Source organism: Rhodoferax sp. LS1P39 (genome assembly GCF_056521425.1).
Map to the genome: position 1 here is coordinate 1 of NZ_JBWMAV010000023.1, position 26,891 is coordinate 26,891.

Consider the following 26,891-nt stretch of genomic DNA (forward strand, 5'->3'; position numbering starts at 1 on the left):
AAACACCAATGGCTTGGTGCGTCAGTACCTGCCCAAAGGCATGGATCTCTCAGATGTGAGCCAGGAGCAGCTCGATGCCATTGCCGATGAGATCAACAACCGCCCTCGTAAGACATTAAATGCGCACTCGCCTATTGAGGCCTATCGCGATTTCTTGCTGAAACACCATTCTCAGCACGCTACCATTCAATGATCCTTGTGTTGCACTTGGACTTGAATCCGCCCTTATCCATCCAGCGGTGGCAGCTATTTAAAAGATAGCTGCCACCGCTTTTGCGTTGCGGGCCCGGCCCATCCGGGACAATACCCGCATGCCCACCCTCCCCCATTTGCTGATTCCCCTGGCCGCCAGCGCGTCCGCGGGCTGCCGCACGGCGCTGGCCACGCTGCGCCTGCCGAACCTGGAGCGCCTGCTCCAGCGCCTCACCCCCGCCCTGCGCGACAACGGTGAAGACACCAGCCTGTCGCCCCCGCACGAGCGCGCCCTGGCGCGGCACTACGGCCTGCCGGTGGCCGACGGCCTCATCCCCTGGGCGGCACAAGAGGCGGCGCAAGACGGTGCCTGGGCCTGGGTCACGCCCTGCCACTGGCAGGTGATGACCGACCACATCGTGATGGCCCCGCCCGACACACTGGCGCTGGAAGAGGCCGAATCCCGCGCCGTGCTGGCCGCCGTGTTGCCCTACTTTGAAGAAGACGGCATCACACTCACCTACACCACCCCCACCCGCTGGTTGGCGCAGGGCGAGATTTTTCGCGGCCTGGCCACGGCCTCGCTGGACCGCGTGGTCAGCGGCGTGGGCGCGCGCAATGTGGACGAATGGATGCCGCCCACCGCCCAGGGCGGCCCGCTGCGGCGGCTGCAGAGCGAGATGCAAATGCTGCTCTACACCCACCCGGTGAGCGACGCGCGGGCCGAGCGCGGCCTGTTCGCGATCAACTCGTTCTGGGTCAGCGGCAGCGGGGCTCTGCCCAATCCGCCCCCTGCACAGCCCGCGCCCACCATGCCGCTGACTTTGTTGCAGGCCGCACAGATGGAAGACTGGGCAGCCTGGACCGCCGCTTGGCAGCACATCGATACCAGCGCCTGCGCCGAGCTGCTGGCCGCACTGGACCAGGGCCAGGCCGTGCAACTCACCCTGTGCGGCGAAAACAACGCCCACACTTTTGAATTGGCACCGCGCAGCTTTATGCAAAAAATATCAAGCCTTTTAAGCCCTCTGCGCTTATCCAACGTGCTGGAGCAGCTATGAAAATCACAGCACGTGACATCCCCCCCCGCGCCGTCTGGGCGCTGGAGCAGGCCGGGGTCCATCCCCTGCTGGCCCGCCTGTTCGCGGCCCGCGGCGTGGACAACAAGGACGCGCTGGACGACGGCCTGGGCCGCCTGCTGCCGCCCGCCAGCATGCTCGGGACGCAAGCCGCCGCGGTACTGCTGGCCGATGCGATTGCGGCGAATAAGCGCATCTGCATCGTGGCCGACTACGACTGCGATGGGGCCACGGCCTGCGCGGTGGGCGTGCGCGGCCTGCGCCTGCTGGGGGCGCAGTTTGCCGACTACATCGTGCCCGACCGGGTGGTGGACGGCTACGGCCTCACCGCCAGCATCTCGCGCCGGGTGAAGGACAGCGGAGCCGACCTGCTCGTCACGGTGGACAACGGCATCGCCAGCTTCGAAGGCGTGGCCGAGGCCAAGGCCCTAGGCCTGCAGGTGCTGGTGACCGACCACCACCTGCCAGCGATGCGCGATGGCCAGATTGCCGTGCCGGATGCCGACGTGATCGTCAACCCCAACCAGCCCGGCTGCACGTTTGAGAGCAAGTCGATTGCCGGTGTCGGCGTGATGTTCTACGTGCTGCTGGCGCTGCGGGCCGAGCTGCGACGCCGGGGCGTGTTCACGGCAGAGACGCAACCCAAGCTGGACCCGCTGCTGACCCTGGTGGCCCTGGGCACGGTGGCCGACGTGGTCAGGCTCGATGCCAACAACCGCCGCCTCGTGGCCCAAGGGCTCAAACGGCTGCGCGCGCAGGCGCAACCAGCGGGACTAGCTGCATTATTTGTAGCAGCAGGCCGGGTGGCCAAAGTGGCCACCACCTTCGACTTCGGCTTTGCCCTGGGCCCGCGCATCAACGCCGCAGGCCGCCTGGCCGACATGACGCTGGGAATAGAGTGCCTGCTGACCGACGACCCGGCCCGCGCCACCGAGCTGGCCACCACGCTGGACAAAATCAACCGCGAGCGCCGCGAGATCGAGGGCGGCATGCGCGAGCAGGCCATGCTGGTGGCCGAGTCGCTGTTTGACGAGTCCGAAGAGCCGCCCCCGGCCCTGTGTGTGTTCGACCCCGACTTCCACGAGGGCGTGGTCGGCATCGTGGCCAGCCGCCTCAAAGACAAGCTGCACCGGCCGACCTTCGTGTTTGCCGCCAGCAAGGCCCCGGGCAAAGAGCACGAGCTCAAGGGCTCGGGCCGCTCCATCCCCGGCTTCCATTTGCGCGACGCGCTGGACCTGGTGGCCAAGCGCCACCCTGGCGTGCTGCTGCGTTTTGGCGGCCACGCCATGGCGGCGGGCTGCACGGTGCACGAAGATCACCTGGCCGAGTTCGAGCAAGGCCTGCAGCAGGTGGCGCTGGAGTGGCTGGATGCCGCCACGCTGACGCGCCGGCTGGAAACCGACGGGCCGCTGGCCCCGGAATACCGCCGCGCCGAGCTGGTGGACGTGCTGCACAAAGAGGTCTGGGGCCAGGGCTTTGCGCCGCCCACCTTCAGCGAGGAGCTGGAGGTGGTGTCGCAGCGCCTGGTGGGCGAAAAGCATTTGTCGCTGAAGCTCAAGCACCAGGGCCAGCCGGTAGACGGCATCTGGTTCGGCCACACCGAAAGCCTGCCGAACAAGGTAACGCTGGCCTTCCGCCTCGATGTGAACGAGTGGCAGGGCCAGCGACGGGTGCAGTTTCTGGTGGAAGGCGCGGAGAGTTAGCGCCTGATTTTTACAAGCCTTTTAGGCACCTCGTGCTTATGGAATAAGCACGAGGAGCTCCTAAATAAATAGCAGAGCTTTAGAAGCTCTCCCAGTCACCCTCGTTGACCTTGGCCGCCGCAGGCCGGGCTAAGGCGGGCCGGGCAGGTACGGGCTTGGCGGTGACGGCCACCGGGCGGCTCAGGGCGGGCGCCGGTGTGGGCTTGGCGGGCGCGGGTGTGCGGGCCAGGCCAAGGGGCTTCGCCGTGTGCTTGATGGCGGGCTTGCCGGGCAAGGCTTTGGGCGCGGGTGGCCGGGCCGCAATGGCCGGGCGCATCGGAGCGGCAATGCTGCGTGGCACCGGTGCGGCCAGGCGCTTTGCCTGGACTGTATGGCCCCCCACGTTGAACACCGACACCACTTCGGCCAGGCGCTGGGCCTGGTCGCGCAGGCCGGATGCGGCGGCGGCAGACTGCTCGACCAGCGCGGCATTTTGCTGGGTCATCTGGTCCAGGTGGTTAACCGCCTGGTTGACCTGGGCAATGCCGTCGCGCTGCTCGGTGGATGCGGCGCTGATCTCGCCGATCAGGTCACTCACACGGCCCACGCTGCTGACGATTTCGCCCATGGTTTCACCGGCCTGGGTGACCTGCTGGGTGCCGGTCTCCACGGTTTGTACCGAGGCACCGATCAGCGTCTTGATCTCTTTGGCGGCATCGGCGCTGCGCTGCGCCAGGCTGCGCACTTCGCTGGCCACCACCGCAAAGCCCCGGCCCTGCTCCCCGGCTCGGGCGGCTTCCACGGCGGCGTTCAGCGCCAGGATGTTGGTCTGGAACGCAATGCCGTCGATGGTGCCGATGATGTCGGCAATGCGTTTGGACGAGGTGCTGATGTGCTGCATGGTGCCAATCACCTGCGCCACCACTTCGCCACCGCGCGTGGCGGCCTGGGCGGCGGTGGCGGCTAGCTGGTTGGCCTGGCGGGCGGTGTCGGCCGCCTGGGCCACGGTGCTGGTCAGCTCTTCCATGCTGGCGGCGGCCTGCTGCAGGTTGGAGGCGGTTTGCTCGGTGCGCTCCGAGAGGTCGTGGTTGCCGGTGGCGATCTCGTTGGAGGCGGTGGATACCGAATCGACACCGGTGCGCACCTCGGCCACCAGGCCGCGCAGCCGGGCCACCATGCCGCCCAGCGAGCGCAGCAAATGGCCAAATTCGTCTTTGCGCGGGTCTTGCACTTCCAGGGTCAGGTCGCCTGCGGCGATGGCATCGGTCACGGCCACGGCCCGCTCCAGCGGCAGGGTGATGGAGCGCACCAGCCAGTACGCGAGCAGCACGCCCAGCGCAAACACCACGGCCACGCTGACCACGGCCACCAACGCCACATTGCTGCTGGCGTTTTGTGCCGCCAGCTTGGCGGCATCGCGCTGCTGGACCTGCAGGGCGAGGAATTTGTCGATCGCGTCCAGGTACACGGCGGCGCGGGGCCGGTAGTCTTTGTCCATGAAGGCCTGGCTGGCCTCGGCATCGCGCGCTTCTTTCAACTGCTTGACCTTGTCGCCCAGGCCACGGATGTCGGCGCGGGTGCTGATGATCTTGTCCAGGGCCGCCTTGTCTGCCGGGGTATCGGCGGCTTTGGTCATGCGCTCCTGGATGGGGTTGATCTTGGCGGTGAGCTCGGCGGCGCGGGCCTCGAAGACCTTGCCTTGTGCTTCGTCGGTGGTGAGCACGCTGTAGATGTTCATGCTGACTGCCATCTCGACCATGCCGCGCCAACCGGTGACGGTGGTGATGGCATCTTCGTAGTGCGCCACCTCGCGGTCTACGGTGTCGTTGACCTGGCGGGTCTGCACCTGGGTCCACACCGTGACCAGCAGCATCGCCACCAGCAAACCCAAAATCGTAGCCCACAGTTTGTGGGATACCCGCATGTCATTGAATTTCATGGTGTTTCTCTTGGTTCATCGCGCACCCCTGGCCAAAGGCGGCCAAAAAGTAACCGGATGCTACATCCAAACACCCCCACGCCCGCAGGGGGACGCGTATTCAGTGCAACTTGACGTGCGACTCGGTGCGCCGGGTGATGGCCCGGGTCAGGGTTTCCAGGGTGACCTTGGTCATGCCGTGCAGGGCCAGCTCGTGCATTTTGTAGAGCGAGGTGTACATCACCCGGGCCACCAGCCCGTCGATGAACAGGCTGCCTTCCATGATCCCGCCCATGAGACTGCCGACCGCGCTGTAGTCGCCCAGCGACACCAGCGAGCCAAAGTCGCGGTAGCGGTAGGGCTCCAGCGGTTTGCCTTGCAGGCGGCGCTTGATCTGCTTGACCAGGTGCGCTGCCTGCTGGTTGGCGGCCTGGGCACGCGGCGGCACAAAGCCGTTTTTCTCGGGCCAGGGGCAGGCCGAGCAGTCGCCCAGGGCAAAGATACTGTCGTCGCGCGTGGTGAGCAGGTTTTGCTGCACCGCCAGCTGGTTGATGCGGTTGGTTTCCAGGCCGTCGATATCTTTCAAAAAGCCCGGGGCCTTGATGCCCGCCGCCCACACCACCAGCTCGGCCGGAATCACCTCACCGCTGGCCAGTTGCACGTTGTCGGCCCCCACGCCCGATACGCGCGCCGAGGTGTGCACCTTGATGCCTAGGCTGTTGAGCAGGTTGTGGGCACCGTTGGACAGGCGCGGCGACAGCGCGGGCAGGATGCGGTCGGCGGCCTCGATCAGGTTGAGCTTGATGTCGCGCTCGGGGTTGATGCGGTCCAGCCCGAAGGCCACCACTTCGCGGGTGGTGCGGTGCAGTTGCGCCACCAGTTCCACGCCGGTGGCCCCGGCCCCGATCACCGCCACCTGCAGTTGCGCGGGCCGCAGCGGGGTTTCCTGGGCGTTGGCGCGCACGCAGGCATCGAGCATGCGGCGGTGGAAGCGCTCGGCATCGGCCAGGGTCTCCAGCTTCAGGGCGTGCTGGTCGACACCGGGCGTACCAAAGTCGTTGCTGCGGCTGCCCACGGCCATCACCAGGGTGTCGTAGGGGAAGCTGCGCTGGGCGGTAACCACCACGCCGTCTTCGTCGATGAACGGTGCCACGTGGACCAGCTTGTTGGCGCGGTCCAGGCCATTCATTTCGCCCACGCGGTAATGGAAGTGGTGCCAGTGCGCCTGGGCCAGGTAGTTGAGCTCGTGGCGGCCCACGTCCATGCTGCCGGCGGCAATTTCGTGCAGCTTGGGCTTCCAGATGTGGGTGCGGGCCTTGTCGATCAGGGTGATGTCCACCAGGCCCTTGCGGCCCAGGGAATTGCCCAGGCCGGTGGCCAGCACCAGCCCAGCGGCCCCGCCTCCAACGATGACGATGCGGTGGGCCGAGGGGTTGGGTGTGGGGGTGCGCATCCGGAAATTCTAAGGCGCAGCCATGCCACACAAACAAGACGCACACCCCTATTGCGCTCGCTGTTTCATTTATGCCAAAACTCAGTCCAGCGCGCTGGCCGGGCCAAAAAACTCGTAACGGGTTTGTGCCTCGGGCACGCCCAGGTCGCGCAGTTGCTGTTTGACATGCCGCATGAAGGGCTTGGGGCCCAGGAAATAGGCATCCACATCTTTGGACGCAGGCAGCCAGCGGGCCAGGTCGGCGCTGCGGAGGTGGCCCACCGCATCGGGCGTGTGCTCGGTGCCCAGATGCTCGTCGTACACGTAAAAGCGCTTCAGCTGCGGGTGGCGCGCCGCACGCGCGTCAATCGCAGCGCGGAAGGCGTGCACATGGCGGTTGCGTGCGCAGTGGATGAAGTGCACCGGGCGCGTGCCTTGCAGGGCCTGGTCCAGCAGGGCCAGCGTGGGCGTGATGCCCACACCGCCGCTGATCAGCACCACCGGGCGCTCGCCCGCCGCCAGCACGAAGTCGCCCGCAGGCGGGGCCAGGTCCAGCGTGTCGCCCACCTGCACGCTGTCATGCAGGTAGTTGGAGGCCACGCCGCCGGGCTCGCGCTTGACGCTGATGCGGTAGTCCACCCCGTTGGGCGCGGCACTCAGCGAGTAGTTGCGGCGGATCTCGTTGCCCCCCACCACCAGGCGCAGGCCGATGAACTGGCCGGGCGCAAAGTCCACCAGCGCGCCACCGTCTTGCGGCTGCAGGGTGAACGAGGTGATTTCGCTGCTCTCGGCCTCTTTGCGCACCACGCGAAAGGCCCGCGTGCCGCGCCAGCCACCGGGGGCGGCGGCGGTGTCGGCGTAGATTTTTTCCTCGGCACCGATCAGGATGTCGGCCAGTTGGCCGTAGGCTGCGCCCCAGGCTGCGATCACGGCATCGGTGGCAATCTCGGCCCCCAGCACTTCCCGGATGGCGCGCAGCAGGCAGGCCCCCACCACCGGGTAGTGGCCGGGCTCGATCTGCAGTGACACGTGTTTGTTGATGATGGTGGACACCAGGCCGCCCAGTTGCTCCAGCCGGTCGATGTGGCGGGCGTACATCAGCACGCCATTGGCCAGGGCGCGCGGCTGGTCGCCATTGGCCTGGTGGGCCTGGTTGAAGAACGGGCGCACTTCGGGGTGCTCAGCCAGCAGGATTTTGTAGAAATGCGTGGTCAGCGCTTCGCCGCCGCTCTCCAGCAGGGGCACGGTGGATTTGACGATCGCGCGTTGTTCGGCAGTCAGCATGGGGTGGCTTTCAATGGGGTGCAGGGCGGCGCTCTGCTGCAAGCGGTTTATCAAGATCCGTGCCCGGCCTGCTGTCTATACGGATCAAGCACTTACGCCATAGCCATATCTTATTGATGCAGTCATAATGACTACCTAACACATCAAAATGACTGCCAAATCCCTGCTGCAAACCATTGTCCCGCTGGTGGACGACCTGGCCCGCGAACTGCCCGATGGCGAGCGCTACCGCCGCCTGCTGGAGGCCGTGCGCGCCCTCTTGCCCTGCGATGCAGCCGCCCTGCTGCGGCTGGACGGAACCACGCTGGTGCCGCTGGCGGTGAACGGCCTGAGCCACGACACCCTGGGACGGCGCTTCCAGGTGGCCGAGCACCCGCGCCTGCAAGCCCTGCTACAAGCCCCCGGCCCGCTGCGCTTCCCGGCCAACAGCCCCCTGCCCGACCCTTACGACGGACTCATCCCCGGCGTGCAACTGGAGGTGCACGACTGCATGGGCTGCCCGGTGCTGCTGGGCGACCAGCCCTGGGGCGTGCTGACCCTGGACGCGCTGGACAAAGAGCGCTTTTCTTCCGTAGACCTGGGCGATTTGCAGGCCTTTGCCAGCCTGGCCGCCGCCACCGCCAGCGTGGTGCAGCGCATCGCCGGGCTGGCACAGCAAGCGGAAACCGAGCACCAGCGGGCCGAAAGCTACCGCGCCCTGGCGCAAGACCACCCGGCCCCCATGCTGATCGGCCAAAGCCCGGCCCACCAGCGCCTGCTGGCCGACATCGCCACCGTGGGCAACAGCGACCTGACGGTGCTGGTCACCGGCGAAACCGGCGTGGGCAAAGAGCTGGTGGCGCAGGCGCTGCACGCGGCCTCACCCCGCGCGGCGCGGCCCTTGATCAGCCTGAACTGTGCGGCCCTGCCCGAGTCGCTGGTAGAGAGCGAGCTGTTTGGCCACGTGCGCGGCGCATTCTCGGGCGCGGTGATGGATAGGCGCGGCAAGTTCGAGCTGGCCGACGGTGGCACGCTGTTTTTGGACGAGGTGGGCGAGCTGTCGCTGGCGGTGCAGGCCAAGCTGCTGCGGGTGCTGCAGGGCGGCCAGTTGCAGCGCCTGGGCTCAGACCGCGAGCACCGGGTGGACGTGCGGGTGATTGCCGCCACCAACCGCGACCTGGCCCAAGAGGTGCGCGCGGGCCGCTACAGGGCCGATTTCTACCACCGCCTCAGCGTCTACCCGCTGCCGGTGCCACCGCTACGCGAGCGCGGGCACGACGTGCTGCTGCTGGCCGGGCATTTTCTGGAGCTGAACCGCTCCCGCCTGGGCCTGGGCAGCCTGCGGCTGGATGCCGATGCCCAGGCCGCCCTGCTAGCCCACCCCTGGCCCGGCAATGTGCGCGAGCTGGAGCATTTGATCGCCCGCAGCGCCCTTAAAGCCCAGCAAGGCGCAGCCCCCCGGGCGCGCATCGTCAGCCTGACGGCGGCGCATCTCGCACTCGACAGCGACCTGGCACCGCAATTGCAAGTGCCCAGCGTACCGGCAGACACCGGAGCCCCGGTCGATTTGCGCACCTCGGTAGACGACCACCAGCGCCAGCGCATCGCCGCCAGCCTGCAACGCTTTAATGGCAACTGGGCCTCGGTAGCGCGCGAACTGGGCCTGCACCGGGCCAATTTGGTCCGGCTGGCGCGTCGCCTGGGCTTGCGTTCAGGCTAAGATTTCAGACCTCCAAAAAAAGAAAGCCCCCCATGGACTTCCCCCTGCACCAACTCAGCATGACGGTCTTGATGACCCCCGACATGGCCAATTTCTCGGGCAACGTGCACGGCGGCGCGGTGCTCAAGCTGCTCGACCAGGTGGCCTACGCCTGCGCCAGCCGCTACGCCGGGCGCTATGTGGTCACGGTGAGCGTGGACCAGGTGATGTTTTTACAGCCCATCCACGTGGGCGAACTGGTGACCTTTTTGGCCAGCATCAACCATGCGGGCACCTCGTCGATGGAGGTGGGCATCAAGGTGGTGGCCGAAAACATCCGCGACCATGCGGTGCGCCATGTAAACAGCTGCTTCTTCACCATGGTGGCGGTAGACGACAACCGCAAGCCCGCGCCCGTGCCGCCTTTGCTGCCCGCCACGCCGGACGAAAAGCGCCGCTTCGAGCAGGCGATTTTGCGCAAGAATCTGCGCAATGAACTGCGCAACCGGTTCAAGGCAATCAAAGAAACTTCTGAATAAAATCAGGCTCCAGCGCTTATTCCATAAGCGCAAGAAGCTACTAAATAAATAGCAAACGCTATTTATCGATGCTGCTGCCCATGTCGTCCAGCCAGAGCACGCGGTCGGCGTAGCACTGCAAGTCGGCCGACAAGGTGGCCTGCGCGCCGTTGATCCAGACCTCTTTGCGCAGGTCGGACTTGAGGTAGGAGATGGCATCTTCAAAGTCGCCATCGCCCGCCGACAAAATCACCCGGTCGTAAATGCCCTGGGCGGCCAGCTTGATCATCAGGGTGGCAATCGCCACGTCCACGCCTTTTTGCACCGTGCGGTCAAACCGCGTGCCGCACGACGGGCATTGGTTGTGCTGCTCCTTGAGCTTGTAGAGCTGCACCCGCATCTGCGGACCCTTGGGCGGCGCAGACTTGATCCAGGTATGGAAGGCGTTTTGCGCCTCGGCGTTGGGGTCGCCGGTGGAATTGAGGTAGTAGCTCTCGTAAATCGGGCCACCGTTGGCCCGGACCAGCTCGTTCTTCAGCTTCAGGTAGTCAAAGCCGTTGGGACGCGAGCGGCCAAAGTTGTACATGTAGGCGGCATCGACGATCCAGACAGTCTTCATGGGGGTCACGGGTTCAATTCAATTCGTAAAGTTCGAGGGGCAGGCCGTCGGGGTCGGCAAAAAAGGTGAAGCGGCGGCCCGTAAATTCATCGACCCGCACAGGTTCGACAAAGACACCATCGGCCTGCAGGCTGGCGATGTTGGCATCCAGATCCGCCACCACAAACGCCAAGTGCCGCAGCCCGCAAGACTCGGGCCGGGACGGGCGCGGCGGCGGCGTAGGGAACGAAAACAACTCGATCTGCGAGCCATCGGCCAGCGCCAGATCCAGCTTGTACGACTGCCGCTCGATCCGCAGATTTTCAGCGATGACCCGCAGGCCCAGGATGCGGGTGTAGAAATCTTTGGACCGGGCGTAGTCCGAGCAGATGATGGCGGCGTGGTGGAGGCGGGCGAGGTGCATCATGGGTGGGAGCTTACCGCGCTACGGTGTCGGCTTCACGCAAAAACTGCTGTGCGTGCCTCCGCACCCCAGCCTGCACCGCATCCCACACTCTGGGCGGAAAGTCAGGCGGCAACCGGGTTTGCACTTGGTCCAGAGCTGCATCCACGCGCCACACCATGCCTTGCATCTGCGGCCACACATTCGGCGCGCCGCAACTTTGCGCCAGGGCTTGCCAATGCCGCACGCGGATTTCACCCAGCTTGTAGTGCTTGGTTTTGGCCCGCAGCGCCATGGCCATCGTGGCTTTGTGTTCGGACACCAGATTAGGCCCCTCGCCGATGATGGGCCAGGCAGACAGCACGTCGTACAACGGGGTCAGGCCAAATGTGCCACCCCTTTGGTGCGATAGCGAATAGTTCTTGGCATGCCCATCGGTGGCGGCCAGCAGCCAGAAGGCGAGCTGGGTCAGCGCGAAATGGGCGCAGTCATCCGCGGCCTGCGCGCTGCCCACCAGCACGTCCAGGCAGTTGCGCATCGAAGGGCCGCCGTCGGATTCGTACTTCTTCAAGGGCGATGTGCCGGTAGCCTGGCACAGGTCCTCCTGGGGCAGCCGGGCGATCCAGGCCACTGTGGGCGGGGTAAAGCCGGGGCGGTTGTGCTGAAGATCCCCCAGGTTTTGCCAGCGCCGGTCAAAGCGCTCGACCACCAAGGTTTTTTGGGTGCCAAACCGCGCCATCTCGGTGGTGGCCACGCGCAAGCCCAGCGCCGCCACGATCTGCGCGCACAGCCATTCGTTTTCGACCGAATGGCGCATGTCGGCCCGCATATTGCCCACCAGGCCCAAGGGGAGTTTGAGGATGTGCGTGGTGGGCGTGGCACCCTGCGGGCGCTGCCACGCTCCTCCAAAGCGCAGCAAGGCAGTTTTCTCCTGTGCCCCGGCGATGGAGATGCGAAAGTCGCCGTCGTCCTGGTGCTGGCCCAGGGGTGCATCGGTGGTGGCGGTACGCAGGATGCGTTCGACATCGGCATCGGTGAGTGGCTCGCACTCCACCCGGTTCCAGTCCTGGGGCGGCACACCTTCAGGCAATATTTGCACCGCCCCCACGCAGTCGCGGCCAATGGCGGCCAGCAGATCAAAGGCCTGCGTAGACTTGGTCTTGAAGCGCGACACCAGGCGCTTGCGGATATCCAGACTGTCGGGTAACAGATTTTCAAAATAATTCGCCACTGCCGCGCCCCGGTGCTCTCCGTTGCCCTCGGTAAATGGCAGCGACAAGGACAAGGCACGACCCCAAACAGCGCGGGTCCAGGAGTCGTCGTACTGGAAGGTCTGCACCCCGTTGCGCGAGGTGGACCACACGCCCACATAGCGACCATTCATCCAAAGATGAAGTGCCGCCATTACCAGTCACCGTCCAGGGTAGGAGCTATGGGTGGGGGCAACGCTTCACTGACAAAATGCGCTTTCGGCACCAAAGCATCGCTAGCGGCCAAAGGCAGTTCCTCCAAGCCCATACGCACGCCCAGGGCGGAAAAAACCCGTAATAGCTGTTCGACGCTGATGGACAGCGGGTCACCTTCGATGCGGGCCACACGGGCCTGGCTCAGCCCCAGCTTGCCCCCCAGATCCGCCTGACTCAATCCCCTGGCATGGCGAAGCGCCCGCAGATGCGTAGACAACTGAGAAGGGATTTGGATTGCGTAGGCCATGCTGTATTTTATGCGCCATTAAGCATTTATGCAAAAAATGCCGAATCCAGCATAAAGACACATTACTCCTAATCTGGCATATTACAGCGCCATCGCCTCCCGCACCGCCGCCAGCTGCCGCCGCGACACCATCAGCGGCTCGTCCAGGCCTTGCAGGCGCACCGCCCAGCCTTCGCCCTCCTCGGGGTCGAAATGCTTTTCCAGCGCCCGCAGGGCCCTGCGGGACACCAGCGCGTTGCGGTGGACGCGGATGAACACGCTGGCATGGCGCTGCTCCAGATCGCCCAGCGCGCCGTCCAGGATGTAGTGCTTGGTGGCGGTGCGTACGGTGATGTACTTCAGCTCGGCCTTCAGGTACAGCACGCTGCTCAGCGGCAGCCGCTCGGTGCGGCCCCGGTCGTGGATCAGCAAAAAATCATCAGCCAAATCGGGCTCTACCGCCCTATTGATGGGCGTGAGGCGCTCTATTTTTTGTAGTGCTTGCTGCAAACGCTCCAAACGCACGGGCTTGGTCAGGTAGTCCACCGCCTCCACCTCGAAGGCCTGCAGCGCGTACCCAGCGTGGGCGGTGACGAACACCACGGCGGGCGGCGGGGTCTGGCCGCGCAGCAATTGCGCTAGGTGCACACCGTCCATGCCGGGCATGTGGATGTCGAGCAGCACCACATCCACGCTCTGGGTTTGCAGCAGCGCCAGCGCCTGCTCGGCGTTGGCCGCCTCGCCCGCGACCTCGGCAGCGGGCGCTGTGCAGTCGCCCAGCAGGGTGCGCAGGCGGGCGCGGGCCAGCGCTTCGTCGTCCACCACCAGCACGCGCAAGGTCTTCATACCGGAATCTCGATGCGGACCAGGTACACGCCGTCCTTGAACGTAGCCTGGAACTGGCTTTGCATGTCGTGCAGCAGGCCCAGGCGGTCGCGCACGTTGTCCAGCGCCAGGCCGTGGCCGGGCACGCCCTGGCCACCGGGCACGGTGTTGGCAATCTTGATGACCACGGTACTACCCCGGCGCTCGGTGGAGATGTGCACGTCTGCCCCGCTGGCGCTGGGTTCCACGCCGTGTTTCACCGCGTTTTCTACCAGGGGCTGCAACAACAGCGGCGGCAACTGGGCACCGGCGGCACGCGGGTCCAGCGCCCAGTGGATGCGCAGGCGCTCGCCAAAACGCACCTGTTCGATGGACAGGTAGCGCTCGGCCAGCGTGGTTTCGGCGGCCAGCGTGACGGATTCGCCCTGGTCTACCAGCGCATGGCGAAACAGGTCGCTCAGATCTTCCAGCAGGGCCTCGGCCTTGGCGGGTTCGGCGCGCACCAGGGCGATGGCGCTGTTCAAGGTGTTGAACAAGAAATGCGGGCGGATACGGGCCTGCAGCTCGCCCAGCCGCGCCGTGGTGGCCGCCGGGGTACGGGCGCGGGCGCGCAGCACCAAACCGGCCACCACCAGAGCCGACAGCCAGGCCCCGGCCGCCGCACTGGCCAGCCAGGGCACGGGGTCCAGCAGGCCAATCAAGGCCAGCATGCCGCAGCCGTACAGCCCGGCCAGCGCGCCCAGCACCACGCCGCCCAGGTTTTGCGCGTGCTGCGGCAGGCGCGCCAACGGGCGTTTCAGGCTGCACGCGGCCAGCAGCCACACCAGCACGGCGGGCAGCGTGCCACCGGTCCACAGCGCCAGCCGCGTAAGCCAGTCCCAACTACTCTGCGCGCCAAACAAGGCCGCCACCGCCACGGCCACCTCCACAAACAGCACCGCGCGCAAGATCACGCCCGCCTGGCAGGCATCGAACACCAGCGCCGTGCGGGGCGGCGGTACGGGCGTGGAGGCCAGTGGCTGGAAGCCCGATAAAATTTGCGGTTCTTGCATACCAGCCGATTATGGGGAAATTGATCCCCGCTGGTACGCCACCTCCTCCCATCTGGTAATCCTGCATGTCTTCCCACAACCAACTCGACAAAAAATCCGAAGCCTGGTCGGCGCTGTTCTCTGAGCCCATGAGCGACCTGGTCAAGCGCTACACCTCCAGCGTGTTTTTTGACAAGCGCCTGTGGCAGGCCGACATTGCGGGCAGCCTGGCGCACGCCGAAATGCTGGCCGCCCAGGGCATCATTGCCGCGCAAGACCATGCCGACATCCAGCGCGGCCTGGCGCAGATCAGTGGTGACATCGAGTCTGGCAACTTTGAATGGAAGCTGGACCTGGAAGACGTGCACCTCAACATCGAAGCCCGCCTGACCCAGCTGGTGGGCGATGCGGGCAAACGCCTGCACACCGGCCGCAGCCGCAACGACCAGGTGGCCACCGACGTGCGCCTGTGGCTGCGCGGCGAGATGGACCTGATCCAGGGCCTGTTGACCGATCTGCAACTGGCCCTGGTGGCCATTGCCGACAAAAACGTGGAAGTGGTGATGCCCGGCTTCACCCACCTGCAGGTAGCCCAGCCGGTGAGCTTTGGCCACCACATGCTGGCCTATGTGGAAATGTTCGCCCGCGATGCCGAGCGCATGCTGGACGTGCGCAAACGCGTGAACCGCCTGCCGCTGGGCAGTGCTGCGCTGGCTGGCACCAGCTACCCGCTGGACCGCGAGCGCGTGGCCAAGACCCTAGGGATGGAGGGCGTGTGCCAGAACAGCCTGGACGCCGTGAGCGACCGCGACTTCGCCATCGAATTCACCGCCGCCGCCAGCATCGCCATGGTGCACATCAGCCGCTTGAGCGAAGAGCTGGTGCTGTGGATGAGCCAGAGCTTTGGCTTCATCGACATTGCCGACCGCTTTTGCACCGGCTCCAGCATCATGCCGCAAAAGAAAAACCCCGACGTGCCCGAGCTGGCACGCGGCAAGACGGGCCGCGTGGTCGGGCACCTGATGGGCCTGATTACCCTGATGAAGGGCCAGCCCCTGGCCTACAACAAGGACAACCAGGAAGACAAGGAGCCGCTGTTCGACACCGTGGACACGCTCAAGGACACGCTGCGCATCTTTGCCGACATGGTCGGCGGTATCACCGTCAAGCCCGAGGCCATGGAACGCGCCGCCCTGCGCGGCTACGCCACCGCCACCGACCTGGCCGACTACATGGTCAAGAAAGGCCTGCCCTTCCGCGACGCGCACGAGGTGGTGGCACACGCGGTGAAGGCAGCGATTGCCAAGGGTGTAGACCTGTCCGAGCTGCCGCTGGACGTGCTGCAAGGCTTCAACGCCAAGATCGAGCCGGACGTGTACGAATGTTTGAGCCTGCGCGGCTCGCTGAACGCCCGCAACATCCTGGGCGGCACCGCCTGGGCCCAGGTGCGGGCACAGATCGCCCGCCACCGGGCGCGCCTGGCCGCATAAGTTTCACTACGTAATTGATAGCTTCTTGTGCTTATGGAATAAGCGCTAGCGGCCTAAATTACCGGATAAATGTCTTTGCGCAGGAATTTCAGCAGTTCCCCACTCGTCCGCTGGCTTGGTGACCTTGAACCACCCGAGGCTGCGGCCGTGGGTGGGGCGGACGCATCGCGCCAGGACGTTGCGCAAAAACTCAGCCAATGGGTGGGCGTGTTCGAGTCGGTCACGCTGCACGCGGCGCACCAGTCGGTGGGGCCGGTGACGGATACCCGTGCAGAGCGCGTGTCGCCAGACCAGGTGGCCGCACTGCAGGCGCAATGCCGCCAGGTGCAACAAACGCTGGTGCGCGCCATCGACAAAAACGAGGCGGCGGATACCAGCGCCAAGCGTGGCCGCCATCCGCTCAACCAGCCCGAACCCGCCCCGATCGCCGAGGTGGACTTTGCCCCGTACCGCCAGCACTACCTCGACCAGCAACGCAGCATGAAGCTGGCGGTCGGCCCCCTGCGCAACCAGGTACGACAAACCCTGGCCCAGGCCTCCCCCGCGCTGCGGCAGTTGGCGACTTTGGACGCGGTGTGGGAGCAACTGCTGGACGGCCACGCGCAAAAGCTGACGGCGACCGTACCAGTGCGGCTGCAGCGGCGGTTTGAGCATTTGCGCAAGCTGCACACGCAGCCCCCGGCCCAGGATGCATCGCTGTGGCGGCAACCGGGCGGCTGGTTGCATGGCTTCGGCAAGGAGCTGCAAGCGGTTTTGCGGGCCGAGCTGGACGTGCGGATGGAGCCGGTGTGGGGCTTGATGGAAGCATTCAGCAACGCTGAACAACAAGGTTAATGAAGAAGTACCAATGAACAGAATTGTTTTTGCAATGGCCTTCGCCATCGGTCTGGCGACCGTGGCCTGGGTGGGGATGGGTTTTGTCGGCGTGAGCTGGCTGGCCCTGGCCATGACCGTGGCGATTGGCGCGGTGTATGTGCTGGGGGCGTGGGAAGTGCAGCGCTACCGGGTGGCCACCACGGCGTTGACCGCTGCGCTAACCCATGTCGCGGAACCGACAGCATCGGGTGTGGTCGCCTGGCTGGACCGTGTGCCCGCAGCCCTGCGCCACCCGGTGCGCCTGCGCATCGAGGGTGAACGGGCCGCCCTGCCTGGCCTGGCGCTCACGCCCTACCTGGTGGGTCTGCTGGTGATGCTGGGCATGCTGGGCACCTTTCTGGGCATGGTGATCACCTTCAAGGGGGCCGTTTTTGCCCTCGAAGGATCCACCGACCTGCAGGCCATCCGCACGGCGCTGGCGGCACCCATCAAGGGGCTGGGGCTGTCGTTTGGCACCTCGGTGGCGGGGGTTGCCACCTCGGCCATGTTGGGCCTGTTATCGGCCCTGGGGCGGCGAGAGCGGCTGGACGTGGTGCGCCAGATCGACACCTTGGCGGCCACGGTTTTCCGCCCGTTGTCACAGGCCCACCAGCGCCAGGAAGCCTTCAAGGCGCTGCAGGTACAGGCGCATACCTTGCCCGACGTGGTAGACCGCCTGCAAGCCATGGTGGAAGGGCTGGAACGCCGCAGCGCGCAACTCAACACGCAACTGCAGACTCAACAAGACCGCTTAAGCACGCAACTGCTGAGCCAACAGGACCAGTTCCACCGCGATGTCAGCGGGGTCTACACCCAACTGGCCCAGTCCGTGGGCACCTCGTTGCAAGACAGTTTGGTGGCCGGGGCCAAGGCGGCGGGCGAGAGCCTGCAGCCGGTGGTGCAGGCCGCCATGGCAGAGATCGCGCAGGAATCCCAACGTGTGCACCAGCGCGTGCTGGAGGCCACCCAGGCGCAAATCAGCGGCCTGACCCGCGAGCTCGGCAGCACGGCGCGCAGCGTGGGCGATGGCTGGGCCACGGCGCTGCAGCAGCATGCGCGCAGCAGCGAAGACCAGGTTGCCCAATTGGGCCAAACGCTGGCCAGCTTCAGCACCACGTTTGAACAGCGCTCCGCAACGCTGCTGGCCACCGTGCACGAGGCCGCCGCCGCATCGCAAAGCCAGCAGATGGCGAGCGACCAGCAACGGCTGCAGGGCTGGACCCAGGCATTGGAAGCCATGGCCACCCAGCTGCAGGGCGAATGGCAGCGCGTGGGCACCCAAACCCTGGCCGACCAGCGCTCGGCCAGCCTGTCGCTGGCACAGACCACCAGCGACATCACCGACCGTGCCAGCCAGCAGGTCGGCCAGACGCTAATGGGGGTGGCCGAGGTGCTGGCCCGCTCCGAAGCCCTGGTGCAGTCGCGCACCGAGACGGAAGCCCGCTGGGCCACGCAACAAGGCGAACGCATGGAGCAACTGGCGGCGTTGTGGCGCAGCGAACTCGGCGCGCTGCGGGCCGAAGAAGCCCGCCGGGGCGTGGCCGCCGTGGAGCGCCTGGACGCACTGCAGACCGCCCTGGCCAGCCACCTCGCCACGCTGGGCACGGCGCTGGAAGCCCCCATGACCCGGCTGATGCAAACCGCCGCCGAAGTGCCGCAAGCCGCCGCAGGCGTGATCACCGAACTGCGCCAGGAAATGACCCGCCTCAGCGAGCGCGACAACCTGGCTTTCGAAGAACGCTCCAGCCTGCTGGAAAAAATCAGCACGCTGCTGCAGCACCTGAACCAGGCATCCAACGCGCAGCAGGCGGCGATCGAGTCGCTGGTGGCCTCGGCAGCCACGGTGCTGGACCAAGCCGGTCAGCAGTTTGCCAACACCCTGGGCACCCACGCGGGCCAGGCGGCAGATGTGGCCGCCCATGTGGCAGGCAGCGCGGTGGAGCTGGCCAGCCTGGGCGAAGCCTTCAGCCACGGGGTGCAACTGTTCAGCGCCAGCAACGACAAGCTGATGGACAGCCTGCAGCGCATGGAGGGCAGCATCGGCCAGTCGGTGGCGCGCAGTGACGAGCAACTCGCCTATTACGTGGCCCAGGCCCGCGAGGTGATTGACCTGAGCATCAGCTCGCAGCAGGGGCTGGTGGAAGACCTGCGTAGACGCGGCAGCAAGCCCGCCGTATCCGCCGCATTGGCCAAAGAGAGCGTGGCATGACCGGCACCGATGGCCTGGGTGAGATTGACGACGACAGCATCGCGCAGGCCGCGCCGGTCTGGGCGGTGTTTGGCGACCTGATGGCGGGCCTGCTGGGCGCATTTGTGCTGATCCTGGTGGGCGTGCTGGTGGTGCAAATGGACCTGGTGGCCAACCTGCAGGCCGAGGTGGGCAAGCGCCAGGCCGAAGAGCAACGCCGCATGGCACTGGAAAAAGCCCTGGCCATTCCGCTGGCGGCAGGCCGGGTCACGCTGAACAATGGCCGCATCGGCATCAGCGGCAATGTGCTGTTCCCGGTCAATTCCGACCAATTGCGCCCTGAAGGGCAGCAGCTGCTGAAAAGCCTGGTGCCCGCGCTGCAGTTGGTCCTGGGTGAACGCGACGACATGCTGATGGTCAGCGGCTTTACCGACGACAAACCCATTGGGGACGGCAACCAGCGGTTTGCCGACAACCTGGAGCTATCGGCCCAGCGCGCCCTCAAGGTGACCCGTGGTTTGATCGATGCAGGCATGCCCTCGTCCAAGGTGTTTGCTGCGGCTTTCGGTGCCGAGCAGCCGGTGGCCTCCAACACCAGCGAAGAGGGCCGCGCGCTAAACCGGCGCGTGGAAATGGCCCCGGTGCCCCGGTCTGCCAAGCCATGAGCGAAGCGGGAGCGTCGCCGTCGCTACAGTCGCTGCGCAGCGCCGATGCCCAGCGCTTCGATCCCGCACGCTTCCATTACCTGGAAGTGCTATCGCGCCGCGCATCCTCGGCCACGGGCGCGCTACAGCCCATTTTGCAGGCCAAGCTGGCCACGGCACTGGCCGACTACAGCCTGCGCTTGGGGCAGGCGCAGGGCTTGCGCCGACCCGTTTCAAACCGCGGCGCTGGGCCGCTGGCGGAACTGAACCACTACATCCGCCGCACCACGCAGCCAAGCCACCACCACGGGCCCCGGCCAGAGCTGAAAAGCGTGCGCGGTTTCCGGGAGGTATGGTCCAAAATCGCCGCCATCGACCACATGGACCAGGCCATGGTGCGCGGCCCCGAAAACGCTGGCCCGCTGAACCCCCACATGCTGGTACTGCGCTCCCTGGCGCTGATGCGCCAGCTCTCGCCCGACTACCTGCAGCGTTTTCTGTCGCACGTGGACTCGCTGCTGTGGCTGGACCAGGAAAACCAGAAACACACACCGCCAGAGGCCAAGCCAGTGCGTCGAAGTCGGCCCAAGAAATAGGTGCGGCTCGCGGCTCAAGTTCCGCGCCTCAATTGCTATTAAATATGGAGCTACTCGTGCTTATGGAATAAGCACAGGCAGCTCTTTTCATTCAAATCCAGAAAACCACGCCATCCCTTGAGACATATCAAGGATTGCAGCTCGGCATCGGCCACAGAATGGGGCTTCATCCACCCACTTTGCGCAAAGGCTCCCCATGCTGAAACACATTTTGTTGGCTACTGACGGATCGACAGCGTCTGACCATGCCGCCACCCTGGCCGTGGATTTGGCCCGCAGTATCGGTGCCAAATTGACGGCGTTGTACGCGGTAGACCCCTACCCCTATCTCGGCATGGGCATGGGCGAAATCAACACCCTGGGGCTCAGCTATTACAAGCAGGCTGCGCAAGAAGAGGCCACAACAGCCCATGCCAAGGTCGCCGCGCTGTGCCAGCAAGGTAGCCCGGTGGTCTTCAACCCCGTGGTGCTGGAGGAGCGCGATGTGGTCAGCGCCATTGTGGAATACGCCCAGACCGAAAAGGCCGACCTGATCGTCATCGGCTCCCATGGCCGCACCGGCGTGGCCCGCATGGTGCTGGGCAGCATCGCCACCAAGATCCTGGCCGAGTCCACACTGCCGGTGCTGGTTGCCCGCTAATTAAGCTTCGCCTAAGCCCCGCATGGGCATACTCGCCCCATGCGCTTGCTGTTGGTAGAAGACGACCCCATGATCGGTGAAACCGTGCTCGACGTGCTGCGCGCCGAGCACTTCGCCGTGGACTGGGTCAAAGACGGCGTGATGGCCGACACCGCCTTGCGCAGCGCGCCCTACGACCTGGTGCTGCTCGACCTGGGCCTGCCCCGGCGCGACGGGCTGGACGTACTCAAAGCCCTGCGCCAGCGCAAAGACAGCACCCCGGTGCTGGTGGTCACCGCCCGCGACGCGGTGGCCGACCGCATTGCCGGGCTAGATGCCGGGGCCGACGACTACGTGCTCAAGCCCTACGATATCGACGAACTGCTGGCCCGCATCCGCGCCCTGACCCGGCGCAGCGCAGGCCGCGCCGACCCGGTGCTGGAGGTGCACGGCCTGCGCCTGAACCCCGCCACCTTTGAGGCCACCCGCGACGGCCAGCCCGTCACCCTCTCAAAACGCGAATGGGCCGTGTTGGAGGCGCTGATGGCCCGCCCCGGCGTGGTGTTTTCGCGTGCCCAGCTGGAAGAAAAGCTCTACAGCTGGAAAGACGACGTGAGCAGCAACGCGGTCGAGGTCTACATCCACGGCCTGCGCAAAAAGCTGGGCGCAGAGCTGATCCAGAACGTGCGTGGCTTGGGCTACGTCATGCCACGATGAACTCGATCCGCCGCCGCCTGCTGGGCTCGGTGATGACCGCCATCGTGGTCGCGGCCCTCTTTCAGGCCGCGTCCGCCTACCGCGGCGCGCTGCAGCAGGCCGATGAAATGTTCGACTACCACCTGCAGCAAATGGCCTTTGCGCTGCGCAATGGCGTGCCCAGCCAAAGCGCCGCAGCACCCGATGATGCTGAATACGAGGTGCAAATCTGGAGCGCCAACGGCGTGCAGCTGTTCCAGTCGCACCGCAACCGCCTGCCACCGCAGGCCGTGCTGGGCTTTTCGGACGTGGAACAGAACGGCACGCGCTACCGCGTCTACTCCATCCAGACCCCGGCGCAAACCATCCAGATCGCCCAGGACCTGAGCGCCCGCCAGGCCCGCGCCCGCGCCCTGGCCGTGCGGGCGATGCTGCCCATGGCAGTGATAGCCCCGCTGCTGATGGCCGCGCTGTGGTGGGCCATACGCCACGCCTTGAAGCCGCTGGAACGTACCCGCCAGCAGGTGGCCGCGCGTGCGGTGGACGACCTGTCGCCCCTGCCCGAAGCCGACCTGCCCGACGAGGTGCGGCCCCTGGTGCGCGAGCTGAACCTGCTGTTTGGCCGCGTGCACACCGCCTTTGCTGCACAAAAGTCGTTTGTGGCCAATGCCGCGCACGAGTTGCGCTCGCCGCTCACCGCCCTCAAGCTGCAGGCCCAGGCGATGGACCGCGCCCCCGACGCACCCACCCGCAGCATCGCCATCGCCCGGCTGCACCAGGGCATAGACCGCGCGGTGCGGCTGATGAACCAGCTGCTGGTGCTGGCCCGGCAAGAATCGGCCAACGACACGCCGCCCGAGCGCATCGCGCTGCACGACCTGGTGCGCCTGGGTGTGGAAGAGGCTCTGCCACAGGCCCAGGAACGCCATATCGACCTGGGTGTCCACCTCGGCGATGCGGTGCAAATGCAAGGCCACCCCGATGCCCTGCGCATCCTGCTGCGCAACCTGCTGGACAACGCGCTGAAATACACCCCGGAGCAAGGTCGGGTGGATGTGGCCATCACGTCTGAAAACGGCGCGCCCGTGCTGACCGTGGAAGACTCCGGCCCCGGCATTGCGCCCGCCGATCTGGAAAAAGTGTTTGACCGCTTCTACCGCAGCGCCGAGGCCACGGCGGGCGGCAGCGGGTTGGGCCTGGCGATTGCGCAGGCGATTGCCCAGGCGCACGGCGCGAAACTGCGGCTGGACGCATCGCCCACGCTGGGCGGCTTGCGCGTGGCGCTGGTGTTTACAAACCCGCCAGCAGCTCTGCAAACGCCTGCGACCGGCCCTGGCGCGAAGCGTTCTTGACGGCGGCGGGGTCGGGCAGGCGCACCGCCTGGGCCCGCACATCCGCCACAAACTGCGGCAACAGGGCCGCAATTTCGTCGGCCGAGTCGATGCGCGCCATGGCCTCTAGCCCGGCACCGCGCAGCACACCAGCGGTATCGCCCACCGGGTCGGTCAGGCCGAGGATGGGGCGGCCCGCGCGCAGGTATTCGTAAATCTTGGCGGGAATCTGGGCGTTGCAGTTGCTGGCCTGCATGACCAGTAAGGCATCCACCGACAGCATTTCAGCCAGGGCCTCGCGGTAGGGCACGGCAGGGCTGAGCTCGATGAAATCCTGCACGCCGTGCTGGGTGGCCAACTGGGTCAGCATGTCGTCATGGGCCGAGGCGCGGAAACGGATTTGCAACTGCCGGGCCGTCAACGCCCCGCTTGCCTTGAGGCGCTGCAGGGCCTGGAACAGCTGGGTCGGGTCGCGCTCGGACGGGTAGACGATGCCGCTGTGCAGCAGCACCACGGGCTGGTCGTCGGTCAACGGGCGGCTCGCCACGGCGGGCGCGTGGGCAAAGCTCTCTTCGTCATAGCCGTTTTCCAGTACGGTAATGCGGCTGGCGGCCTGGGGGTAGCGCTCGCGGTACATCTGCGCCGCGCCGGGGGTGGTGAAGACGCTGCGGCTGGCCTGCTCTACCGCTTCCTGCTCGATACGCTGGTAGCTGCGCCAGGTGATGGGATCGGCGGGGTAGCCGTCTTGCGCCATCGGGTCGCGGAAGTCGGCAATCCAGGGCAAACCCGTCTTTTGGTGCAACTGCTGGGCGATCACGTGGGCGGTGGCGATGGGGTAGGTAGACCAGATCGCGTCGGGCTTGCATTCCTTGATGAGTTGCAGACCCTGGCGCACTGCGTCAAAGCGCCAGCTGATCCAGCGGTCGGGCCGGGCCATCCAGCCCATGTAGCGGCCCTGGATGTTCAGGTGTCTGGCCGTGTCGAGGGCGAAGGCGCGGCGCACCACGGTGCCTTCGGGCACGTCGTTCATCAGGTCTGGGCTGGTGCGCTCGTAGGCGCGCGGATCGGCGGTCAGCACCACCGGCTTCCAGCCCAGGGCGGGCAGGTGCTGCACAAAGCGCAAGGTCCGCTGGATACCACTGCTGCCCGCCAGCGGCGGGAAGTGGTAGGCGATCATCAAAACTGTTTTCACACGGGAAGCCTTGTAAATTTCTGCTGAGATCATACGGGGAGAAGCGTTACACACGCATCCGGCAGAATCGCCTGCACCTATGACATCCACCTCTCTTTTGCGTTACACCCGATTTTTAGCCCTGTGGCTGCTGCTGTGCGGCGTGGCCATGGCCCAGAGTGCGGCCAACACGCTACAGGTCGGCCCCCTAAGAACTATCAAAACAATAGCTGCTGCCGCCCGTCTGGCAAGCGCAGGCAGCATTATTGAAGTAGATGCAGGCGAGTACGTGGGCGACGTGGCCGTATGGACCCAGCCCAACCTGACGCTGCGCGCCGTGGGTGGGCGGGTGCGCCTGCAGGCCAACGGCATGGCGGCAGAGGACAAAGCCATCTGGGTGGTGCGCTCGCCGAAGTTCACCGTGGAAGGCTTTGACTTCGAGGGTGCGCAGGTGGCGGGCCGCAATGGCGCAGGCATCCGCTTTGAATCCGGCTGGCTGGTGGTGCGCAACTGCAGCTTCATGCACAACGAAATGGGCCTGCTCACCAGCAACGACCCCCAGGCCGTGCTGGAGGTGGAAAACAGCGAATTCGCCTACAACATGCGCCCCGACGGGCACAACCACAACCTCTACATCGGCCAGATCGCCCGCGCAACTATTACCGGAAGTTACCTGCACCACGCCCGCACCGGCCACCTGCTGAAAAGCCGCGCGGCCATCAACCACATCTTGTACAACCGTCTGACCGACGATGGCGGCAGCGCCAGCTACGAGCTGGAGTTTCCCAACGGCGGCGTGGCGGTAGTGCTGGGCAACACCATCGAACAGGGCCCGCAGACCGAGAACCCCGCCCTCATCTCCTTCGGGGCCGAGGGCTACAGCTGGCCCGTCAACCGGCTCAGCCTGGCCTACAACACCCTGGTAGACGACCTGCCCAGCGGCGGCTCTTGGCTAAAGATCAAACCCGGGGCCGATGCCGTGCTGGCCGTGAACAACCTGCTGGTCGGCACAGCGCCGCTGCAGGCCACCGCGTCGGAAGACTTCCGCAACAACTTCCACACCGACCGCAGCAGCTTCATGCCCGGTGGCGACTACCGGCTGCAGGCGCGCTCGCCGCTGCGGGGCAAAGCCATCGCCATAGACAAAACCCTGCAAGCGCAGCGTGAATATAGTCACACCGCCAAGAGCATCGCCTTGGGCAATGCCCCGCATAATCCCGGGGCGATGCAGCGCAGCCCAGCGCCTCGGCCCTGATATTTTTGCTTTCTACGCCTCCACTATGTCCTCACACACCCCCTCCCTGGCATCCCTGGTACTTGGCAGCCCCCGCTTTACCGATGCCCGCCTGGCCGCCATCGCGGGCACCAACGGCCCGCTGGCCGCCTGGCAAGCCGCCTGCGCGGCCGATGCGACCAGCGCCGCACTGCAGGCCACGGGCGACTTCGCAGTGGGGCTGCAAGAGCCCTCGGGCCGCACGTTTTTGGCGGTAGACCGCTTTGCCATCCGCAGCCTGTGCTACCGGGTGGTGGACGGGCAGATCCGCTTTGCGGGCCGTGCCGACGAGCTGGCCGACGGTGCCGACATCGACCCCCAGGCCATCTTCGACTACCTGTACTTTCACGCCATCCCCTCGCCGCGCACCATTTTCAAAGGCGTGTTCCGCCTGCCGCCAGGGCATTACGCGTTGTTTGAGCACGGCAAGCTGACCGTCGCGCCGTACTGGGTGCCGACCTTCATCGAGCCGCGCAGCGCCTCATTCAGCAGCCTGCGCGAAGAGTTTCGCGGCCTGGTGCGCACCGCCGTCAACGCCCAGCTCGACGGCGGCACCGCCGCCTGCTTTTTGAGCGGCGGCACCGACAGCTCCACCGTGGCAGGCATGCTCAGCGAGATCGGCGGCAAGCAGGGCCAAAAAGCCGCCACCTACTCCATCGGCTTCGATGCCGAGGGCTACGACGAGATGGAATACGCCCGACTGGCGTCGCGCCACTTCAACACCGAGCACCACGAATACTACGTCACCCCCGACGACCTGGTGCGCAGCATTGCCGACGTGGCCCGCTCCTACGACCAGCCGTTTGGCAACTCGTCCGCCCTGCCCTCGTACTACTGCGCCCGCAAGGCCAAAGACGACGGCGTGACCAAGATTTTGGCCGGTGACGGCGGCGACGAGCTCTTTGGCGGCAACAGCCGCTACGCCAAGCAGCGCGTGTTCGGCTGGTACGACATGGTGCCCAGCGGCATCCGCAGCGGCCTGATGGAGCCGGTGCTGGCCAAAACCGCCGAGAGCAGCATCTCCCTGCTGAGCAAGGCCTCCAGCTATGTAGAGCAGGCCAAAGTGCCACTGCCCGACCGCCTGCAGATGTACAACCTGTTGCTGCGCCTGGGCGTGAATGACGTGCTGACCCCGGCGTTTCTGAGCCAGGTCAACATCCAGGGCCCGGCCGAACAGCAGCGCGGCATCTGGAACCTGCCCACCACCGGCAGCCAGCTCAACCGCATGCTGGCCTTCGACTGGCGCTACACCCTGGCCGAAAGCGACCTGCCCAAGGTCTGCGGCACCACCCGGCTGGCAGGCCTGCACGTAGGCTTTCCCATGCTGAACGAGGCGCTGCTGGACTTCTCGCTCAAGCTGCCGCTGGAGTACAAGCTCAAGGGCCTGAAGCTGCGCTGGTTCTTCAAGGAAGCCCTGCGCGGCTTTCTGCCCGACGAAATCTTGACCAAGAAGAAGCAAGGCTTCGGACTGCCCTTCGGCGTGTGGGCCACCCGCCACGACGGCCTCAAGAAGGTCGCCACCGATTCGCTGAACAGCCTAGCCACCCGCAACATCGTGCGCCCCGAGTTCATCCGCAGCCTGCTCACCGAGCGGCTGCAGGAGCATCCCGGCTATTACGGCGAAATGGTGTGGATTCTGATGATGCTGGAGCAGTGGCTGCAGGCGCATGCGCCCGAGTTCAAGATGCAGAATTAA

General features: G+C 65.7%; 25 protein-coding genes. 15 read left to right on the top strand and 10 right to left on the bottom strand.

The window, feature by feature from the left end:
- From AC097O_RS23490 to recJ, 3 genes are all read left to right on the top strand, one after another.
- The coding region (locus tag AC097O_RS23490; protein ID WP_479591456.1) for a transposase at positions 1-193 on the top strand (193 nt) is incomplete at its 5' end.
- 118 nt (positions 194-311) lie between these two features.
- The gene (locus AC097O_RS23495) at positions 312-1,253 is read left to right on the top strand and encodes a phosphoglycerate mutase (protein ID WP_479595353.1); all 942 of its coding nucleotides are present in this window, start codon (positions 312-314) and stop codon (positions 1,251-1,253) included.
- Positions 1,250-2,974 (top strand): single-stranded-DNA-specific exonuclease RecJ, encoded by a 1,725-nt coding sequence (gene recJ / locus AC097O_RS23500; RefSeq protein WP_479595354.1) that lies wholly within the window; start codon positions 1,250-1,252, stop codon positions 2,972-2,974. The genes AC097O_RS23495 and recJ overlap by 4 nt, the downstream gene beginning before the upstream one ends.
- Before the next feature lie 79 nt (positions 2,975-3,053).
- Here recJ and AC097O_RS23505 read toward each other — a convergent pair whose 3' ends face one another.
- The 3 genes from AC097O_RS23505 to hmpA all read right to left on the bottom strand — a co-directional run bounded on the left by AC097O_RS23505 (position 3,054) and on the right by hmpA (position 7,587).
- Entirely contained in the window at positions 3,054-4,892 is a 1,839-nt protein-coding gene (locus AC097O_RS23505) for a methyl-accepting chemotaxis protein (RefSeq protein WP_479595355.1), read from the bottom strand.
- Positions 4,893-4,992: 100 nt separating this feature from the next.
- A complete protein-coding gene (locus AC097O_RS23510) occupies positions 4,993-6,324 on the bottom strand; it encodes an NAD(P)/FAD-dependent oxidoreductase (RefSeq protein ID WP_479595356.1) in 1,332 nt (443 codons plus the stop codon).
- An 81-nt stretch (positions 6,325-6,405) separates the two neighbouring features.
- On the bottom strand, positions 6,406-7,587 hold the full coding sequence (gene hmpA, locus AC097O_RS23515) for an NO-inducible flavohemoprotein (protein WP_479595357.1): 1,182 nt from the start codon (positions 7,585-7,587) through the stop codon (positions 6,406-6,408).
- A 148-nt stretch (positions 7,588-7,735) separates the two neighbouring features.
- Between hmpA and norR the strand changes: the two genes are divergently transcribed.
- Both norR and AC097O_RS23525 read left to right on the top strand, forming a co-directional pair.
- On the top strand, positions 7,736-9,286 hold the full coding sequence (gene norR, locus AC097O_RS23520) for a nitric oxide reductase transcriptional regulator NorR (RefSeq protein WP_479595358.1): 1,551 nt from the start codon (positions 7,736-7,738) through the stop codon (positions 9,284-9,286).
- A gap of 32 nt (positions 9,287-9,318) precedes the next feature.
- Complete coding sequence (locus AC097O_RS23525) at positions 9,319-9,804, top strand: acyl-CoA thioesterase (RefSeq protein ID WP_479589507.1); 486 nt, start codon at positions 9,319-9,321, stop codon at positions 9,802-9,804.
- Positions 9,805-9,862: 58 nt separating this feature from the next.
- Here the strand turns inward: AC097O_RS23525 and AC097O_RS23530 are convergent, their stop codons facing one another.
- From AC097O_RS23530 to AC097O_RS23555, 6 genes are all read right to left on the bottom strand, one after another.
- Positions 9,863-10,402, bottom strand: a complete 540-nt coding sequence (locus AC097O_RS23530) for an NYN domain-containing protein (protein WP_315238684.1) — start codon at positions 10,400-10,402, stop codon at positions 9,863-9,865.
- A 13-nt stretch (positions 10,403-10,415) separates the two neighbouring features.
- Positions 10,416-10,805 carry an SMU1112c/YaeR family gloxylase I-like metalloprotein gene (gene gloA2, locus AC097O_RS23535; protein WP_479595390.1) on the bottom strand — a complete coding sequence of 130 codons (390 nt, stop codon included), beginning with the start codon at positions 10,803-10,805 and terminating at the stop codon, positions 10,416-10,418.
- Positions 10,806-10,818: 13 nt separating this feature from the next.
- Positions 10,819-12,189 carry a type II toxin-antitoxin system HipA family toxin gene (locus tag AC097O_RS23540; protein WP_479595359.1) on the bottom strand — a complete coding sequence of 457 codons (1,371 nt, stop codon included), beginning with the start codon at positions 12,187-12,189 and terminating at the stop codon, positions 10,819-10,821.
- Entirely contained in the window at positions 12,189-12,497 is a 309-nt protein-coding gene (locus AC097O_RS23545) for a helix-turn-helix domain-containing protein (protein ID WP_479595360.1), read from the bottom strand. Before AC097O_RS23545 ends, AC097O_RS23540 begins: the two co-directional genes overlap by 1 nt.
- Positions 12,498-12,578: 81 nt before the next feature.
- Entirely contained in the window at positions 12,579-13,322 is a 744-nt protein-coding gene (locus AC097O_RS23550) for a LytR/AlgR family response regulator transcription factor (protein WP_479595361.1), read from the bottom strand.
- Positions 13,319-14,353: a sensor histidine kinase gene (locus AC097O_RS23555; RefSeq protein ID WP_479595362.1), complete on the bottom strand. Its 1,035-nt coding sequence runs from the start codon at positions 14,351-14,353 to the stop codon at positions 13,319-13,321. The genes AC097O_RS23550 and AC097O_RS23555 overlap by 4 nt, the downstream gene beginning before the upstream one ends.
- 65 nt (positions 14,354-14,418) lie before the next feature.
- Between AC097O_RS23555 and argH the strand changes: the two genes are divergently transcribed.
- The 8 genes from argH (at position 14,419) to AC097O_RS23595 (ending at position 22,772) form a co-directional block, all read left to right on the top strand.
- The gene (argH, locus tag AC097O_RS23560) at positions 14,419-15,822 is read left to right on the top strand and encodes an argininosuccinate lyase (protein WP_479595363.1); all 1,404 of its coding nucleotides are present in this window, start codon (positions 14,419-14,421) and stop codon (positions 15,820-15,822) included.
- 69 nt (positions 15,823-15,891) lie between these two features.
- On the top strand, positions 15,892-16,656 hold the full coding sequence (locus AC097O_RS23565; protein ID WP_479595364.1) for a DUF3348 family protein: 765 nt from the start codon (positions 15,892-15,894) through the stop codon (positions 16,654-16,656).
- A 13-nt stretch (positions 16,657-16,669) separates the two neighbouring features.
- Complete coding sequence (locus tag AC097O_RS23570; protein WP_479595365.1) at positions 16,670-18,886, top strand: DUF802 domain-containing protein; 2,217 nt, start codon at positions 16,670-16,672, stop codon at positions 18,884-18,886.
- On the top strand, positions 18,883-19,530 hold the full coding sequence (locus AC097O_RS23575; RefSeq protein WP_479595366.1) for an OmpA family protein: 648 nt from the start codon (positions 18,883-18,885) through the stop codon (positions 19,528-19,530). Before AC097O_RS23570 ends, AC097O_RS23575 begins: the two co-directional genes overlap by 4 nt.
- Positions 19,527-20,105: a DUF2894 domain-containing protein gene (locus AC097O_RS23580; RefSeq protein WP_479595367.1), complete on the top strand. Its 579-nt coding sequence runs from the start codon at positions 19,527-19,529 to the stop codon at positions 20,103-20,105. Before AC097O_RS23575 ends, AC097O_RS23580 begins: the two co-directional genes overlap by 4 nt.
- 196 nt (positions 20,106-20,301) lie before the next feature.
- Positions 20,302-20,745, top strand: a complete 444-nt coding sequence (locus tag AC097O_RS23585; RefSeq protein WP_479595368.1) for a universal stress protein — start codon at positions 20,302-20,304, stop codon at positions 20,743-20,745.
- Positions 20,746-20,784: 39 nt separating this feature from the next.
- Positions 20,785-21,441 (top strand): response regulator, encoded by a 657-nt coding sequence (locus tag AC097O_RS23590; RefSeq protein ID WP_479595369.1) that lies wholly within the window; start codon positions 20,785-20,787, stop codon positions 21,439-21,441.
- Positions 21,438-22,772, top strand: coding sequence for an ATP-binding protein (locus AC097O_RS23595; protein ID WP_479595370.1), 1,335 nt, complete (start codon positions 21,438-21,440; stop codon positions 22,770-22,772). The genes AC097O_RS23590 and AC097O_RS23595 overlap by 4 nt, the downstream gene beginning before the upstream one ends.
- Here AC097O_RS23595 and AC097O_RS23600 read toward each other — a convergent pair.
- Positions 22,711-23,943, bottom strand: a complete 1,233-nt coding sequence (locus AC097O_RS23600; protein ID WP_479595371.1) for a glycosyltransferase — start codon at positions 23,941-23,943, stop codon at positions 22,711-22,713. The two genes, AC097O_RS23595 and AC097O_RS23600, sit on opposite strands and share 62 nt — an antisense overlap.
- A gap of 79 nt (positions 23,944-24,022) precedes the next feature.
- On the opposite strand from AC097O_RS23600, the gene AC097O_RS23605 reads away from it, so the two are divergent.
- Positions 24,023-25,177 (top strand): right-handed parallel beta-helix repeat-containing protein, encoded by a 1,155-nt coding sequence (locus AC097O_RS23605; protein ID WP_479595372.1) that lies wholly within the window; start codon positions 24,023-24,025, stop codon positions 25,175-25,177.
- A gap of 25 nt (positions 25,178-25,202) precedes the next feature.
- The gene (locus tag AC097O_RS23610) at positions 25,203-26,891 is read left to right on the top strand and encodes an asparagine synthetase B family protein (protein ID WP_479595373.1); all 1,689 of its coding nucleotides are present in this window, start codon (positions 25,203-25,205) and stop codon (positions 26,889-26,891) included.